The 16,431-nt window shown below is 30.6% G+C and carries 18 protein-coding genes and 1 pseudogene; 6 read left to right on the top strand and 13 right to left on the bottom strand.

Going from position 1 to position 16,431, the window contains the following annotated elements; translation table 11 throughout:
• Positions 1–489: 489 nt before the first annotated feature.
• The 7 genes and pseudogenes from KEC48_RS16250 to KEC48_RS12015 all read right to left on the bottom strand — a co-directional run.
• Positions 490–1,494 (bottom strand): annotated as a pseudogene (locus KEC48_RS16250) (ABC transporter ATP-binding protein); the annotation flags it as partial.
• A gap of 17 nt (positions 1,495–1,511) precedes the next feature.
• Positions 1,512–2,045: an XRE family transcriptional regulator gene (locus tag KEC48_RS12040; protein ID WP_087244984.1), complete on the bottom strand. Its 534-nt coding sequence runs from the start codon at positions 2,043–2,045 to the stop codon at positions 1,512–1,514.
• A gap of 148 nt (positions 2,046–2,193) precedes the next feature.
• Positions 2,194–3,141: a 3-hydroxyacyl-CoA dehydrogenase family protein gene (locus KEC48_RS12035; protein ID WP_211962520.1), complete on the bottom strand. Its 948-nt coding sequence runs from the start codon at positions 3,139–3,141 to the stop codon at positions 2,194–2,196.
• A 1-nt stretch (position 3,142) separates the two neighbouring features.
• Positions 3,143–3,442 (bottom strand): hypothetical protein, encoded by a 300-nt coding sequence (locus KEC48_RS12030; RefSeq protein WP_087356894.1) that lies wholly within the window; start codon positions 3,440–3,442, stop codon positions 3,143–3,145.
• Between the two features lie 2 nt (positions 3,443–3,444).
• Complete coding sequence (locus tag KEC48_RS12025; protein WP_211962518.1) at positions 3,445–4,794, bottom strand: acyclic terpene utilization AtuA family protein; 1,350 nt, start codon at positions 4,792–4,794, stop codon at positions 3,445–3,447.
• Entirely contained in the window at positions 4,791–5,501 is a 711-nt protein-coding gene (locus KEC48_RS12020) for a carbohydrate deacetylase (RefSeq protein ID WP_211962516.1), read from the bottom strand. The genes KEC48_RS12025 and KEC48_RS12020 overlap by 4 nt, the downstream gene beginning before the upstream one ends.
• Positions 5,502–5,520: 19 nt before the next feature.
• Entirely contained in the window at positions 5,521–6,852 is a 1,332-nt protein-coding gene (locus tag KEC48_RS12015; protein ID WP_087356891.1) for a PTS transporter subunit EIIC, read from the bottom strand.
• A 164-nt stretch (positions 6,853–7,016) separates the two neighbouring features.
• On the opposite strand from KEC48_RS12015, the gene KEC48_RS12010 reads away from it, so the two are divergent.
• Genes KEC48_RS12010 through KEC48_RS12000 form a run of 3 tightly spaced genes read left to right on the top strand, consistent with a single transcriptional unit; the run spans position 7,017 to position 9,494 of the window.
• A complete protein-coding gene (locus KEC48_RS12010) occupies positions 7,017–8,240 on the top strand; it encodes a neutral/alkaline non-lysosomal ceramidase N-terminal domain-containing protein (RefSeq protein ID WP_211962514.1) in 1,224 nt (407 codons plus the stop codon).
• Between the two features lie 60 nt (positions 8,241–8,300).
• Positions 8,301–9,050 (top strand): MurR/RpiR family transcriptional regulator, encoded by a 750-nt coding sequence (locus tag KEC48_RS12005; RefSeq protein WP_087356889.1) that lies wholly within the window; start codon positions 8,301–8,303, stop codon positions 9,048–9,050.
• An 18-nt stretch (positions 9,051–9,068) separates the two neighbouring features.
• Positions 9,069–9,494: a thioesterase family protein gene (locus KEC48_RS12000; RefSeq protein ID WP_211962512.1), complete on the top strand. Its 426-nt coding sequence runs from the start codon at positions 9,069–9,071 to the stop codon at positions 9,492–9,494.
• Positions 9,495–9,754: 260 nt separating this feature from the next.
• Here KEC48_RS12000 and KEC48_RS11995 read toward each other — a convergent pair whose 3' ends face one another.
• The 6 genes from KEC48_RS11995 to KEC48_RS11970 all read right to left on the bottom strand — a co-directional run bounded on the left by KEC48_RS11995 (position 9,755) and on the right by KEC48_RS11970 (position 14,399).
• Positions 9,755–10,543 carry a Cof-type HAD-IIB family hydrolase gene (locus KEC48_RS11995; RefSeq protein ID WP_087297246.1) on the bottom strand — a complete coding sequence of 263 codons (789 nt, stop codon included), beginning with the start codon at positions 10,541–10,543 and terminating at the stop codon, positions 9,755–9,757.
• Entirely contained in the window at positions 10,544–11,323 is a 780-nt protein-coding gene (locus KEC48_RS11990) for an HAD-IIB family hydrolase (protein ID WP_211962509.1), read from the bottom strand.
• Positions 11,324–11,422: 99 nt separating this feature from the next.
• Positions 11,423–12,412, bottom strand: coding sequence for a rod shape-determining protein MreB (gene mreB, locus KEC48_RS11985; protein ID WP_087356885.1), 990 nt, complete (start codon positions 12,410–12,412; stop codon positions 11,423–11,425).
• A 185-nt stretch (positions 12,413–12,597) separates the two neighbouring features.
• A complete protein-coding gene (locus tag KEC48_RS11980) occupies positions 12,598–13,233 on the bottom strand; it encodes a M23 family metallopeptidase (protein WP_087356884.1) in 636 nt (211 codons plus the stop codon).
• 31 nt (positions 13,234–13,264) lie between these two features.
• Complete coding sequence (spoIID, locus tag KEC48_RS11975; protein WP_087356916.1) at positions 13,265–14,164, bottom strand: stage II sporulation protein D; 900 nt, start codon at positions 14,162–14,164, stop codon at positions 13,265–13,267.
• A gap of 28 nt (positions 14,165–14,192) precedes the next feature.
• Entirely contained in the window at positions 14,193–14,399 is a 207-nt protein-coding gene (locus KEC48_RS11970; RefSeq protein WP_087356883.1) for a DUF1146 domain-containing protein, read from the bottom strand.
• A 90-nt stretch (positions 14,400–14,489) separates the two neighbouring features.
• On the opposite strand from KEC48_RS11970, the gene KEC48_RS11965 reads away from it, so the two are divergent.
• The 3 genes from KEC48_RS11965 to KEC48_RS11955 are packed head-to-tail and all read left to right on the top strand — an operon-like array spanning position 14,490 to position 16,419.
• On the top strand, positions 14,490–15,410 hold the full coding sequence (locus KEC48_RS11965) for an aldo/keto reductase (RefSeq protein ID WP_211962500.1): 921 nt from the start codon (positions 14,490–14,492) through the stop codon (positions 15,408–15,410).
• Between the two features lie 8 nt (positions 15,411–15,418).
• Positions 15,419–15,925, top strand: coding sequence for a GNAT family protein (locus tag KEC48_RS11960; RefSeq protein ID WP_087356881.1), 507 nt, complete (start codon positions 15,419–15,421; stop codon positions 15,923–15,925).
• Positions 15,916–16,419, top strand: coding sequence for a GNAT family N-acetyltransferase (locus KEC48_RS11955; RefSeq protein ID WP_087356880.1), 504 nt, complete (start codon positions 15,916–15,918; stop codon positions 16,417–16,419). Before KEC48_RS11960 ends, KEC48_RS11955 begins: the two co-directional genes overlap by 10 nt.
• Positions 16,420–16,431 lie beyond the last annotated feature (12 nt).

The following is a 16,431-nucleotide window of genomic DNA, read 5'->3' as shown; positions in this document are numbered from 1 at the left end:
TGTATGAATCTTTAATTCTCTACCTTCTGTTGAGAAAGTGACTTTATATGTTCCTTCTTCAATATGTTCAGGATCAAAATCATAATCTACATAAATATCTACAGATTCATCTTCATCATTCAATTTCCATCCTTGAGCATTTGCCCATGTTTTTAAATCTGTATCTAAGGCTACGGATTCATCAAGTTCATCAACTGTCTTAAAGAAATTGAATGCCATAACCCCTTCATTCGCTCTTTCATTCTTCACAACAGGTTGATTCACAACAATGATCTTACGTTCTACTGATGTTCCACTTGAAGTCGAGAATGTCACTGCATATTCACCAATTTCTTCTTTTAAATCATAATCAATCTTACTGATAGAAATATAATCATCTGTTTCAGGATTCCATGCCTGTGCATCAGCACGCGCAATAATTTCAGCATCATCTAATGATTTGACATCTTCAATATCGACATAGAAATCATTGGCACTGATTTTTTCTTTTCCGTTTTCAGATGTCACATCACGATTTCTGATGACATGCATGTTCACAGTTACACTTGTTACTGGAACAGTTTCAACCATAACTTCATAATGTACACCTTTAAAAAGAACACTTAAGACTTCTCCTGTCATTTTTCCATCTTTGACATCGACAATATCAATATCCTCTGGACGAATCACAACATCAACAGGTTGTTTATCTTTAAATCCAAAATCCACACAGTCAAAAACAATATCATCAAATTTCACTTTATAATCTTCTAACATGACAGCTGGAATAATATTACTTTCCCCAATGAAGTTTGCTACATATCTATTTTCTGGTTCATTGTAGATTTCCTGAGGTGTTCCAACTTGTTGAATTTCCCCATCCTTCATAACAACAATCTTATCTGACATAGTTAAGGCTTCTTCCTGGTCATGTGTAACAAAGATAAAGGTAATTCCAACTTCCTGTTGAATTCTTTTTAATTCATATTGCATTTCTTTTCTTAATTTTAAATCCAATGCTCCAAGCGGTTCATCTAATAACAAAACCTTAGGTTCATTAACAAGTGCTCTGGCAATCGCTACACGTTGCTGTTGTCCCCCAGAAAGAAGTGTAACGTTTTTATTTTCAAAACCTTCTAAACCAATGAGCTTTAACATTTTCATAACTTTTTGTTCAATAACGTCTTTACTCATTTTCTTAATTTTTAATCCAAAAGCAATATTTTGATAAACACTCATATGTGGGAAAAGAGCATATTTTTGAAAGACAGTATTTAACTCTCTTTTATGTGGAGGAACTTGACTAATGTCTTCTCCATCAAAAATAACTTCTCCCTCAGTTGCATCTAGAAAGCCACCTAAAATTCTTAGTAATGTTGTCTTTCCACACCCACTAGGTCCCAGTAAAGTCACAAACTCATTTTCATATATATCAAGGTTGACACCTTTTAAAACAATTTGTCCATCAAATTCTTTCACTATATTACGAAATTGTATTAACTTCTTCTTATCCATAATCATACTCCCTTCTTTTAAAACATTGGTGGTGTTGTGACCCACAATATTTTGGCATCACTTGAACCATTATTGATAAAATAATGACTTTCTTTACCATCCATATAGAATGTTTCTTTTGCTTTTAATCTATATTTTTTATTCCCACGAACTAAAGTGACATTTCCTTTTAAAATATAACCGAATTCTTCTCCATTATGACATTCCATTTCTTTACTTCTTTCATGTCCATGAATAGTTAAAAGAATTGGTTCCATTTCATTTTTCTGAGCATTAGGAATAACCCATTCAATCGTATATTCGTCTTTTTCATCCACAAAAAAATCCTGTGTATGAAAGACAATCTTTTCTTCCTGATCAGATTGAAAGAACTCAGAAAGATTGGTGCCTAGTGCCTCTAACAAATCTTCAAGTGTAGAGATACTTGGACTGGTTAGATTTCTTTCAACCTGTGACAAGAACCCTTTTGTGAGTTCACTTCTTGAAGCCAACTCTTCCAAGGTCAAATCATTTTTAATACGCAAATCCTTCAATTTCTTTCCAATGTCCATATAAACCTCCATGTCACTATACTAAACTTTAAATTCAAAAAATCAAACAACTTTATTATACATATTTCTACCCCTAATGCAACAATAAATTTCATATTTTTAAAATAAAGTTCATAAATATTAAACTTCCATACAAAAAAAGAGAACCTTAAAGTTCTCCTTGATTCTTATATAAAGCATTAAATATCTTTAACAACTTATCATCTCTTTGTTGCGTCGCTTTTTGATCTTTATCCTCTGTATAATCATAAAATCCTTTTTGAGTTTTCACTCCATATTCACCAGCTTGATAATGCTCTTTTAGCAATGTTGGAATATCATGACTATCACACAGATCCTCCATTAAATATTCACTAATATGATAGAAAGTATCTAAACCACCAAAATCTGCCACTTCTAATGGTCCTAAGCAAGCATAACGAAAGCCTAAACCATATTTCATTACATCATCAATGCCTTCTTTTGAAACAACACCTTGTTCTACTAAAGATAAGGCTTCTCTTAATACTGCAAACTGGATACGATTTGCGGCAAATCCCAAAACATCTTTTTGAACAATAACTGGTTTTTTACGAATATCTATGCTTAATTGATAAATAGCTTGAGCAACCTCATCACTTGTATAATCTCCTTTTATAATTTCTATTAATAATATAAGATGGGAAGGATTAAACCAATGCATACCAATAAATCTTTCTGGCTTATAAACTGATGAAGCTAAATCATTAATAGAAATTCCTGAAGTGTTCGTTGCTAGAATAGTATCCTCTTTTACAATTTGTGATATGTCCTGATAAAAAGATTTTTTAATGTCTACATTTTCAATAATACTTTCCACAACAAGATCACAATCTTGAAAACAATCCTTTTGCGTTGTATAGGATAAACTGTTTATGATGCTTTGTGCTTTTTGTACTGTGATTTCATGTTCATCTACAAGTGTCTGTATATTATCCTTGATATGTTTTTGTGCTAACATTAATGCTTCTTCTTTTAAATCATAAATGGTAACTTGATATTCAAATTGAGCAAAGATTTCTGCCATGGAATATCCCATTGTTCCTGCTCCTGCAATGACAATTTTCTTGATTTCCATATTATATCTCCATTTCCAACAATGCACTACCTAGTGTCTTTCCATGCATATCAATAGCTAAAGAACGTGTCACGCCTCCACCTAAAGCATCTTCCATCACAAAATTCAATGCCCCAATACTTTCAATTTCATATCTTGTGATTTTTCCATGAACAATATCATGAAAATAATCCTTTAATTTTTCAGGAGTGACCTTTTCTTTTAATAAAGCATAATCTTCTTGTTTATAAGCTATAAGTGAAATAATAGAAATATTTCCTTTATCCCCTGTTCTTGAATGTGCAATCTCTTTTAATTTCATTGTTATACCTCCAAAACATGAACTGTTATATGAAAGTGATTAACTGGTACAAGTATAGATGCAATGCTAATAATATCTTTAATATTCTTTACTGCACCGCCACCACCAGATGGACCATTTGTATATAACGCTTCTACTTCATTACCAATCATTTGTGCCTGTGCTATGTTTTTGACTCTGGCTGCAACTCTGAGCCTCACTTCTACTGGTGTATATTGATTCATTTGAGTTGATATATCATCATGATACAATGCATTCATTCCTATCATATCATATCGTATTTCTTCATATTTCAATCCTATCATTTCAAAACGATGTTCAAGTATTTCCTTAGCTAACTGAGCCTTTGATAATGCATTTAAACCACCATAACTGATTTGCCCTTCTCCAATATAACAATCATGATAGCCAACACTTGTTTTATAATATCCATTAGGTGCATGTCCCGTTGCTCCACTGATTTTAACACGATCTTTTCCAATTTGTTGGACTTGAACATGTGAAAAATCAGCAATAACATCTAGTGTAAAATATTTTGTAGGATCTTGAATTTCATAGAGTGTCTGTTCTTTTACAGTCTGTTCAGTCACTATACCACCTGTATGTTCTAATTTTGTGACGACACCATCACCATTTTCGTCAACTTCAATAATTGGAAATCCAAGATTCCATAGTTCTGGAACATCTTTATAACCTGGATCAGCAAAATATCCTCCTGTAACTTGCCCAGCACATTCCAATAAATGACCAATCCATGTCCCTTTTCCAAGTTTATCATAATCATCCATAGACCAATTCCATTCATAAACTAATGGTCCTAAGGCTAATGATGGATCCGCTACACGGCCAGTAATGACAATATCAGCCTGATTTTGCAAAGCCTCTACAATACCTTTAATACCAATATAACCATTTGCAGATAAAATCTCTCCATCAATATGATTCAATGGTTCTCCTGTTTCCATGACCTGATAATCCATGTACTCTGAAAGTTTATCTGTGATATCATCACCTTCTACATAGGCAATTTTTAAATTTTTAATTCCTTTTTCTTGAGCCATGCTTTGACATTTATATGCAGCTGCTTTAGGATTTGCTGCTCCCATATTTGTAATAACCTTAACGGGATGGTCTTTAATAGCATCTAATATTTTATCAAAGCGATATTCAAATAAATCATTATATCCTAGTTGAGGATCTTTCTGCTTATTTTTTTGAGCTAGCGAAATTGTTCTTTCAGCTAAACATTCAAAAATAATATAGTCAAGATTTCCTCTTTGTATAAGATCTATTGCTGGTTCAATGCGATCTCCACCATATCCTGCACCTGAACCAATTCTTATTGTTTTCATTGATTAACCTCCTCGTCTAAATAATTTGTTATGATAATTTTGTTTTTTTGTATATAGTCTTTAATCGCTGGATCACATAATACAGCAAGTTCCTGAACACGTGGTAAAGCATATGAACTTTTTAAATATAATTCCAAATCACATTCCCCACAATGTGACATTATTTCTATATCTTGATCTTTATATTTTTCTAATATATGGATAAGCCCCTCTATTGATACATTATCTTTGATAAATTCATTGACAAACTGAAAATGATTATATCGTCTTATTGGTAAATGATATTCTTGTGCAAGCTTCTTCGTTGCTTGAAGATTATTTTGAAAATCATGCATACCATGATGACTATCTAGATGACTAGGCATACAACCAAAGACTTCAATAAATCTTTCTATCTGTGCTTTAAATTCATTATAAACTTCTTCAACATCAAAATAATGATTTTGTAGTTTTGCTGGCTTATAAAAATATCCTTCTTCATCTGTTAAAGTCTTATTTTTCGTTAATGATTTTCCTAACGTCAATGTTAAATGAACCCCTATTGATAAATTTGGACAATCTTTTAATAAATTTTTTCCATATTCAATATAAGGCATATTACATAAAGCTGTTGTAGAACGAACAATTCCTTGATGATATCCTTTGATTATGCCATCTGTCACAGCTTTGGTATAACCAAAGTCATCAGCATTGATAATAACTTTCATATTCAAAAAGTGCAGAATATTATTCTGCACCCTCCTCACTTGCTAGTAATTGTTTATCATATGCTTTAATGAATGGTAAAGCAATAATGACATCTAATACAAGCAAGACAGCCCAGACAAGAATAGCTTTCAAATCCATAGATGCTAACCAAGCTTGAAATGGCCCTGGCACAGTAAATGGTAAAGATACAAAGAATTTTCCTAAAAAACCACTGTCCATTAAGAAATAAACAATTGTAAAATTCAAGTTATTACAAATTAAGAAAGTAATAAGTGTAAATGGATTTAATACTGTTGGCAATCCAAAGATTAATGGTTCATTAATATTAAAGAACGCAGGTACAGAAGCGATTTTCGCAATTGATCTTGCTTGTGAAGATTTACAGAATAACAAAATGACAATCACTACTGCAAAATAAGAAATCCATCCCCCATATACACTATTAACTGCTCCTGCAAAAATACTAGGTAATTCTTTTCCAGCAGCATAAGCTTCAGCATTTAATGTTAAACCAAGTGTTGTTAATGGTGTTGTGACAACTCCAACCATATTTGCTCCATGAACACCAAAGAACCAGAATGTTGTCATTAAAACATTAATAAGAATAATTGATGGTAATGATCCTGTTGCTGAAATTAAAGGTTGGAAAGCAGCATAAATCAAACCAGTAATACCTGTACCAAAAAAGCTAATACATACAGAATTGAAAATCATAAATACTAATAAACTCACGATACCTGGAATTAAGACATTAAATGGTGCTGCCACATTTGGTGGTACTTGTTCAGGTAATTTAATCACCCAATGATTCTTTATAAATAAATGGTTAATTTCGATGACTGCCAATGCTACAACAATAGCTGTAAACATTCCTGAAGCTCCTAAATCTGTTAATGGAATAGCACTCACACTTACTTCTCCACTTGTATAAGTTTGAGGAACACCAGCAATACATAAATAAACAAGTAAAACTGAAATCATATTTGAAATTGTATTCATTTTATATGTTTTACATAATTGATATGCAACACCCAAAACAACATAAACAGAAATAGCTCCAATTGTTAAATAGTAAGGTGTTAATAATGTCGCAGCGTTTGCTGAGGCCCAATCACGCCACATACATAAAAATGAGAAGAAAAAATTTGTTGGTTGTAAAGATGCGTCAACGGGCGGCTGGGCCAATAATATTGCAAATCCTCCAATAATTGTAACAGGTACTAAAACTGTTAATCCATCTCTAACAGCAGCTAAATGTCTTTGCTGTGAGATTTTTGTTGCTACAGGAACAACATATTTTTCTAATACTGCCTGGAACTTAGCCATAAATCCTTTTTGTGTTGAATCCATAATATAGATTTCCCTCCTTTATAATCTGTCATTTTGTTAACCGGTTTCATTTGACATATATAGCGTATCACATTATGAATGGTTTTGCAATATTAAATTTATTTTTTTGAATACTCTTTCATTTTTAGAAAAACTATGCTATACTAAAAGCGGAGGTGGAAATCATGAAAATAGGTTATCATAAATTAGATATTACTCCTCAAAAGAGTGTATATATGGCTGGTTATAATCGTCCTTTTCAATCACAAGGTATTTTAGATCCTATTGAGATTAATACAATGATTTTATCTTATCAGGAAAAATTGTTTGTTATTTCTATTTTAGATTCAATTATTATCGAAAATAGTGTGATAAAACCAATAAAAAATGAGATTTGTCGTGAATATCATTTATCAGATGAGCAAGTCATTATTGGGTGTATTCATACTCATTCAGCGCCAGCTTATTTTCGACCATTTTTTGAAAAAACAACTATCGAAAAAGAACTTCAAAAACAGCTTATTTCACAATTTATTTTCTCTATTCATAAAGCTATGGACTCATTAACTGAAGCAACTATTCAAATAAAACATACTATCATTCAAGGTGTTTATGGTAATAGAAACAAAGTGGATGGCTATGCGGACAAAAATGCATATATTCTAGAATTTATGAATGTCCATTCAAAATTACCTATCTTTTCTCTTATTTCTTTAGCTTGTCATCCAACTATTTTAAATCAATATAACTATAAGCTTTCTGCTGACTTATTAGGTCACATTAGACAAAAATATCAAAATAAATACCATCAGCCATGTATGATTATCAATGGATGCTGTGGTGATGTTTCAACTCGCTTTTATAGAGAAAAAAGTGGTGAAGAAGAATTGGATCGTGTATCTTCATTAATATTAGAACAATTAGACAATGCCAAAATTATTCAGACATCAATAAATAATTTACAATGGTCTTCATATTGTCATGATTATATTTATACTGGAAAAGATGCATTTATTACAAATGAAATTCCTAAGTTGCAATATGAAATCCAACAAAATCCTAGCGATCAACAGATTCCAGTTAAACAAATGCTATTAAATAATTTAATCTTAAAGCGTGATAAAAGTCCTATGACTTTAACTTTATATAGTCATATTATCAATTTAGGAAATATCATGTTTGTCTCTTTACCTGGTGACATTACTGCAATCTTAGGTAAAAAAATAAGAGATGCCTTTCCTGATAAGCTCATTATCATAATAGGATATTGTGAAAATTATTCTAACTATTTTGTATGCAAAGAAGATTATGGATTATATTTCGAAACATATATTTCAAGATTAGAAAAGGGAAATGCTGATCATTTTATAGAAAACACTATTTTAAAAGCAAAAGAATTATGCAAGTAAGACTATTTCATTTTGCGAAATAGTCTTTTTTTTATTATAATAGCTTTAGGAGATGATACAATGAATCCTTTTGAAAAAATGGAGTTAAAAAAAGAAACATTTACAAAAAAAGAAATGATTATATATGATCTTTTACATAACGATTTAGAAATCATACTAAGAAGTTCTGCTACTGACTTATCTAAAAATTATCATGTTTCTCAGGCAACAATTACACGTTTCTGTCAAAAACTTGGATATGACGGTTTTAATGAATTTAAATTTGATGTCTTTCGCTTAGAAAAGAAAAATACTGATTCGTCTTTAGATAATGAAACATACATTGATTCTTATATACATTTATTCAATATCATTCAAAGTTCTTTAGATTATCAGCAATTAGAGAATCTTGCAAATGATATTATCCAAGCTGAAAATGTGATTATTTCAGGCTTTCATAAAAGCTCTTTGCCAGCTAAAATGTTACAATATAATTTATTTAAATTTAATAAAAAAGCTATCGTTTTAAACAATGACGAGATTCATGAACTTCCTCATATTATTACTTCTCAAGATATTTTCATCTTCTTTACAAATAGAGGAAATGGTTTAAATACTTTAAAACCTCTTTTAAAAGAATCAAAAGAAAATATTCAGTATCAATTAGCTCTTATTACAATGAATGATAAATTATCTATAAAAAAATATTGTGACCAATATATATGGTTACCTTCATCAACCAATCAGAATTTTCAACAATACCTTGAAAATCAAATTGTATTTTTCTTATATATAGATTTATTAACATCTCAAATTGCTAAAAAAATTTAAAGGAGTATAGATTAGATTATGCACACATATACACATCAAGTTCAATATTATGAAACCGATAAAATGCAAATTACACATCATTCTAATTACATTCGTTTTATGGAAGAAGCGCGTATTGATTTTTTAAATCATATTGGTTTTGGTTATGATAAGATGGAAGAATTAGGTATTAGTTCTCCTGTTATAGGCATTCAATGTGATTATAAAAAAAGTACGACTTTCCCTGATCTTATTACCATTGAAACAAAGGTTTCTGCATATAAGGGAACACGTCTAGAAATAGAATATACGATGAAAGTCAATGATGACATTGTAGCTATTGGGAAAAGTTTACATTGTTTTCTTAATCAAAATGGTAGACCAATTATTTTAAAAAGATCTCTACCTGAATTAGACCAAATTCTTGTTCAACTTCTTAACGAGGATACAAACAATGTTGAGTGAACTCTTTCAAACTGATGGCTTTCATACATTGATATATCTTACCTGGTTTATTTTGCCTTTTCTCTTTGTGTTTTCATTTGCTTTCGGTATTAAAAATGAAGTACACGAAAAAACTGGCTTTAACTTTGCACTATTAGTTGCCAGTATATCCTTACTTTTTATGCTTGCAATGATATTATTTATGTAGATTTTATATGAGCAGAATGTTTCTGCTCTTTTTATATTATCAATAATACGAAAAAACTAGCTTTGATAGCTAGTTATTCATTAAACATCTTTTCTAATTGTATAGCCACTCCATTTTCCTGAACACTTGGACATATGATTTCTGCTCTTTTTTTAATATCTTCAATAGCATTTCCCATCGCAATAGGATGTCCAACTGTTTCAAACATTTCTACATCATTAGGACCATCCCCAAAACAGTAACTATCTTTAATATCAATATTTAATTCATGTAAGACATCTAATATACCTGTTGCCTTAGATACTTCATTAGAATAAATTTCTAAGCTATGATGATCTGGATGCAATTCGTAAGAAAAAGATTGAAAACATGAAATCGCATAATCTAACTCTTCCTGATTTTTTGTCCATGCTTCCATTTTAACCGTTCTTTTTATAATATCTTCTTCATCATATTGATAACATAAATTATGAAAATCTATATTACAATGAGAATAGAAATCTAATAAACATTGGTTTGACTGATTCAAATAACAAAGTGTTGGTGTCTGCAAAATATATTCAATATTTTTAGACTTTAAACACTCAGTCAATTCTTTAACCTTTTCTGGATTTAAATATCTTGCTGTTAAATCTTTATTATGATATTTCACATTAGCTCCATTTGCTAGTACATATCCATCAAATCCTATTTCCTTTACATTTTCAGCAATAAATCCATAAGGTCTACCACTTGCAACAAAACATAAATGTCCTTGCTTTTGAACTGATTTAATTGCATTTTTCACTTCATCAGTAATACGTCCTAACTCTGGACAAAACAATGTTCCATCAATATCAAAAAATATAATTTTCCTACTCATTTAATCCACCCATCCAAAATGCTGACATGCTTTATAAATCCCATCTTTATCAGCATCATCTGTAACATATGTTGCTTTTGCTTTCAACTCATCAATTGCATTTCCCATTGCAATAGAAGTCCATTCATCACTAAACATACTTAAATCATTTTTCTCATCACCAAAAACAACAACATCTTTATAATCTCCACCAAAATGATCAACAATAGCTTTAATACCTACTGATTTATCACCAGGTTCAACAAACAAATATTCTTTATGGAAACGACACCAAGGTAATTCCTTTAGAGTTTCTAGTTTTTGTTCTTCTGGAGTAAAACAAGCCACATAAACTTTATAGATTTGATCATAATTTCTTGGATCCAATCCTTCTTCAACAACTGTATCCATATAAATATCATGGGTAAAATCATAAAAGCGATTATCTGGTGCTAAACGTCTTGTTTCATTATCTGGTGATATTGCCCAAATGAATCCTTTTTCTTTACATTCATCAATTAATGCTAGACACTTATCATAATCTAAAGGTTTGATTTCAATTAGTTTTTCATTGATAGTGATTCCATTTCCCCCGTCACTCACCATATTTTTAAATCCTAATTCTTTCATATGATTGACTGCCATTGCATAACTTCTACCTGTTGCAATAGCAACAAAATGTCCTTTTGCTTCTAATTCTTTAATTGTTTTTCTCGCTGATTCAGGAACATATTGGTCACCCGGAGTTCCAACAGCTAAAGTTCCATCAATATCAAAGAAAAAATACTTCTTTTTCCCCATTTTCATCACCTCTATTAACCATTTTAACAAAACCTTATCAAAAATCTATTTTTTTACAAAATAAGAAAAAGTATCACCATAATGATGATACATTAAAGATTACTGTAAATATTGAGTATTTTCTAACATAACTCCACAACCTTCAGCAACACAGTCAAGAGCATTTTCAGCAACAAATACAGGAACTCCTAAACCTTCTTCTAAGAATTTATCTAAATTATGAAGTAAAGCTCCTCCACCTGTTAAGAATACACCCTTATTCACAATATCTGCAGAAAGTTCTGGTGGTGTTTGTTCAAGAACTTGTTTTGTAGAACGTAAAATTGTCATGCAGCATTCTTCTAATGCTTCTTGAGTTTCTTTAGCATTTAATTGAATTGTGTGAGGTAAACCTGTTACTAAATCCCTACCTCTTACATCCATAACATCTTTTGGATCTGCTTCATAAGCACTACCAATTGTCATCTTAATTTCTTCTGCTGTACGATCCCCAATTAATAATTTATATTTATCTTTAACATATTTAATTAATTCAGCATCCATCTTATCTCCAGCAATTTTTAAAGATGTACTTGTTACAATATCACCTAATGAAAGAACAGCAATATCTGTTGTTCCCCCACCAATATCAACAACCATATTTCCAGATGGTTTAGAAATATCTAAACCAGCTCCAATAGCTGCAACCTTTGGTTCTTCTTCAATATAAACACGTTTAGCACCACATCTTAAAGCCACATCTTGAATAGCACTCTTTTCAATAGAAGTAATATTAGATGGACAACAAATTAAGATTGTTGGTCTTGAGAAAACTCCTTTTAAGTTAAGTTTATTAATAAAATGAGTTAATAATATTTCAGTAATTTGAAAATCTGCGATAACCCCATCTTTTAAAGGACGAATAGCTTGAAATTTACCTGGAGTTTTTCCAAGCATATCTCTGGCTTCTTCTCCAACAGCGATAGGTTTATTTGTTTCAGTATTGATAGTCACAACAGAAGGTTCATTCACAACAATCCCTTCACCTTTAACATAAATAAGAATGTTAGCAGTTCCCAAGTCAATACCAATTTCCTTTGATAATTTCATTGAACATTCCTCCTATAAGCATTTCTATTGTATCATTTTTCTTATTAATTACAAGAAAAAATTATTACTATATCAACATAATTTTTATCTTTTCAAAAACTCTATCTCTATCACAATGATAATATAATAAATGTATGAAATTTATGTGAATATTTTAAAAAATTTAGATTCCTAAGAATCTAAATTTACTTAATCATATCCAGTGTTTGTCCAATAAATTTTTCTGGATTATACAGTTGATCATCCTTTTGTAAAATAAAATGTAAATGATTTTTCAAATCTGCCTCATATACATTTTCTCCACTTTTCCCAATGATATCTCCCTGTTTGACTTCTTGATTTAACTCAACAGATACTTTTGATAAAGACTCATACGTGGTAGAAATGTTATCACTATTTGTAATTGTGACAACCCATCCTAAAACTGGATCATTTGTTTTCTTTGTCACTGTTCCACTGATAGCTGCCATCACATCAAAGACTTCATTTTTATTTGCATAATCGATACCTTGATTTGGACGATAGACATCTTCAAACAGAATTAGCGATTGTTCCTGTTTAGACTCATCATCATCTTTATCATAATAATATCTCACAATGCCAATACCATCTTTTACAGGCGATTTTAAAGTTTCTACTTTATTTTCTTCTTTTTTTGTTTCCTGTGTTTTGTTTTCATCTACTTTCACAACAGTTTCATCTTCAAAACTTTTTGTACGTTCATCTAAAATATTTTGAACAATACCAATACCACCTAAAAATAAAGCCAATGCCAGTGAGATTCCTAGGACTTTCTTATAATGAAAAGATCTTTTCTTCATGCTTTCACCTCAACTTAAGTATGAACAAAAGTTAAGAGTCTATACTTTCAATTTCAATATTTTGATAATAATGATGTAAAATATCTTGATAATTGTTATTTTCTAAAGCCATAGCTTGAGCTCCATATTGACTCATTCCTACACCATGACCATTTCCTCTGGTAATAAAAGTATAGCCATTTGATGAAAATTCAATTTGAAAACATGAAGATGGTAAAGATAACTTTTCTCTTATTTCTCTACCAGTATATGTTTTTTGATTAATTGTGACTTGTTGAACATAGCCACTTGATGTATGTGATGTAACTCGAATATCTTCTGGTACAACATTAAAAATATCTGCTAATTGTTTTTTTGTAAAAGTCTTTTTTCTTATATTATGAGGATCAATACTTGTATCCCAATGACTATCTACAGCCTTTAAATAAGCAACTTCTCCAGTAAAATAATCCTCACTATTAACAGTCTTTCCATTACTGCTAGAAAAAAACAAAGCAGAAATATACTTACCTTGATAAGTCATTACTTTACCTTTGGTTTCTTGAATAGCTTCTTCTATTTTCTTTTTATTTTGTTCATACTGTTTTCCCCAATTCTCTTTCATTTGATCTTCATTTAAATATACCTGTGAATTTGTCGTATTATCTACCTTTAAATTTCTTGATAAAACAAAAGTACGACTTGCTACTGCCTGTGCCTTCAGTGCCTCCTTTTCAAAACTTACTGGCATTTCCCCGGCAATAACACCAATAAGATATTCTTCTAACGGGATTGATATCACTTGATTTGATGTTTGAACTTGAACAATCTTTTCTTGTTGTTTTACTTGATATTGAAAATCTAACCACGTCAATGCTTCCTGATAACGAAAACATCCAATAATCAATAGAAGTGAACAAACAAAAAGAAGTTTTACATATATTTTTTTCATCATTATTATATATGTACAAACTTCTGATTTAGAATTGAAAACTTAAACTTCCAAAAGATAATACAAAAGATGCAAATAAATATCCTAAAGCAATGGACGTGACTATAAAAAAGATATGGAATTCTCTTTCTTTTCCTTTTCTTATATATTGATCAAAACGAAAACAGCTTAAACCAATCATTGCTAGAACTATTGAAATAATATAAACAACAATATTAACAATATGATAAACCATATAACCTCCCTAAAAATATTTAAAAAGTCATTTCATTCTCTTTTACATTATAATCATTATTTTATATAATAACAACAGGAGGTTCAAATTATGAATTATTTTCAAATACCTAAAACAAATTTAAAAGCATCACGTCTTGCTTTAGGATGTATGCGTATTGCCGATAAGAGCGTTGATGAAGTTGAAAAACTGGTTGAAACAGCGTTGGAATCAGGTATTAATTTCTTTGATCATGCAGATATTTATGGTGGTGGTCAATCAGAAGCTATTTTTGGTGAAGTTTTAAAAAGACATCCTGAATATCGTCAAAAAATGATTATTCAGACAAAATGTGGAATTGTTCCTGGAAAACGTTATGATTTTTCTAAAGAACATATTTTACAAAGCGTTCAAAATTCTTTAGATAGATTACAGACAGATTATGTAGATATTTTATTATTACATCGTCCTGATGCCTTATGTGATCCTCAAGAAGTTAGTGAAGCTTTTGATGAATTATATGAAAGTGGAAAAGTGAAATATTTTGGTGTTTCTAATCATACACCTTTACAAGTTGAACTTTTACAAAAGTATTCAAAATACCCTATTATTATTAATCAGCTTCAATTGTCTATTGTTCACTCTGTAATGATTGATTCTGGTTTAAATATGAACATGAAAGAAGCTTGGGCTCAAGATAAAGATGGTGGTGTTTTAGATTATTGTCGTCTACATGACATCACAATTCAACCTTGGAGTGTTGTTCAAGCTTCATGGGCAGAAGGATGTTTTATTGATCATCCTAACTATGAAAAATTAAATAGTGTTATGGAAGAACTTGCTAAAGAATATCATGTAACAAAAAGTGCTATTGCGATAGCATGGTTACTTCGTCATCCAGCCTGTATGCAACCCATTATGGGGACAACTTCACCTGTTCATCTTCAAGAAATGGTACAGGCATGTGATGTTCATTTAACACGTCAACAATGGTATGATTTATATCTTGCCAGTGAAAAGCCTTTACCATAGGAGAATACATGATTATTGAGTTAAAAACATTGGATCAAATTGATCCATGTCAATTAGCTTATCACGCTAATGAACAAAGTATTGGAAACTATTTAAGAAATTCCTTCCCCTACCCATATACTCTTGATCATGCGATGTCATTTATCACCCATTCATTAGAAAATCATGGGTTAGATTTTGGCATTGTTGTTGATGGAATATGTGTAGGATGTATTGGTGGAACTTTGCACAATGATATTGATGTGCATAATTGTGAATTAGGCTATTGGCTCAATCCTGCCTATGCCAATAAAGGTATTATGAAACAGGCTGTTAAACTTTTTTGCTTATATGTTTTTGAAAATTATCATATTCATAAAATATATGCTGAAGTTTTTGTAGAAAATCTGGCATCCTGTCATGTGCTAGAAGCCAATCAATTTGTTAAAGAAGGATATTTATATGAACATGCTTATAAAAATTTTCAATATCATGATATTATTATTTATAGTTTAAGGAGAACAATATGGAAATAAGAAAATCATCGCTTGATGATGTTAAAGATATTATGACACTTATCCATCAAGCTCAGTCTTATTTTAAAAAAGCTGGTATAGATCAGTGGCAAGATGGTTATCCACAAGCTGATGATATTATTCAAGATATCAACCAGGGAAAAAGTTATGTCATTGAAGATACAAAAATAATTGGAACTATGTATTTTGCAATTGAAGATGAACCAACTTATCATATCATTGACGGGGCATGGAAAACAGCAAATCAACCTTACGCTGTGATTCATAGAATCGTTGTAGATGAAAATCACAAAGGTCAAAATATAGCTCATCAATTATTGATGTATGCAATGAAAGAATGTCAAAATCATCACATTCAAAGTATTCGTATTGATACTCATAAAGATAATTTATCTATGCAGCGTTTTTTAACAAAACATAGCTTTGAAGTATGTGGTGAAATTACTTTATTGAGTGGTGCTCGTCGTATCGGTTTTGAAAAAATATGTGAATAAATGAAAATAACC

The sequence above is a fragment of the Clostridium sp. C1 genome (genome assembly GCF_018223625.1).
In the GTDB taxonomy this organism is placed as follows: domain Bacteria; phylum Bacillota_I; class Bacilli_A; order Erysipelotrichales; family Coprobacillaceae; genus Allocoprobacillus.
The sequence above is the reverse complement of the archived record's forward strand: the minus strand, read 5'-3'. Positions and strand labels throughout refer to the sequence as shown.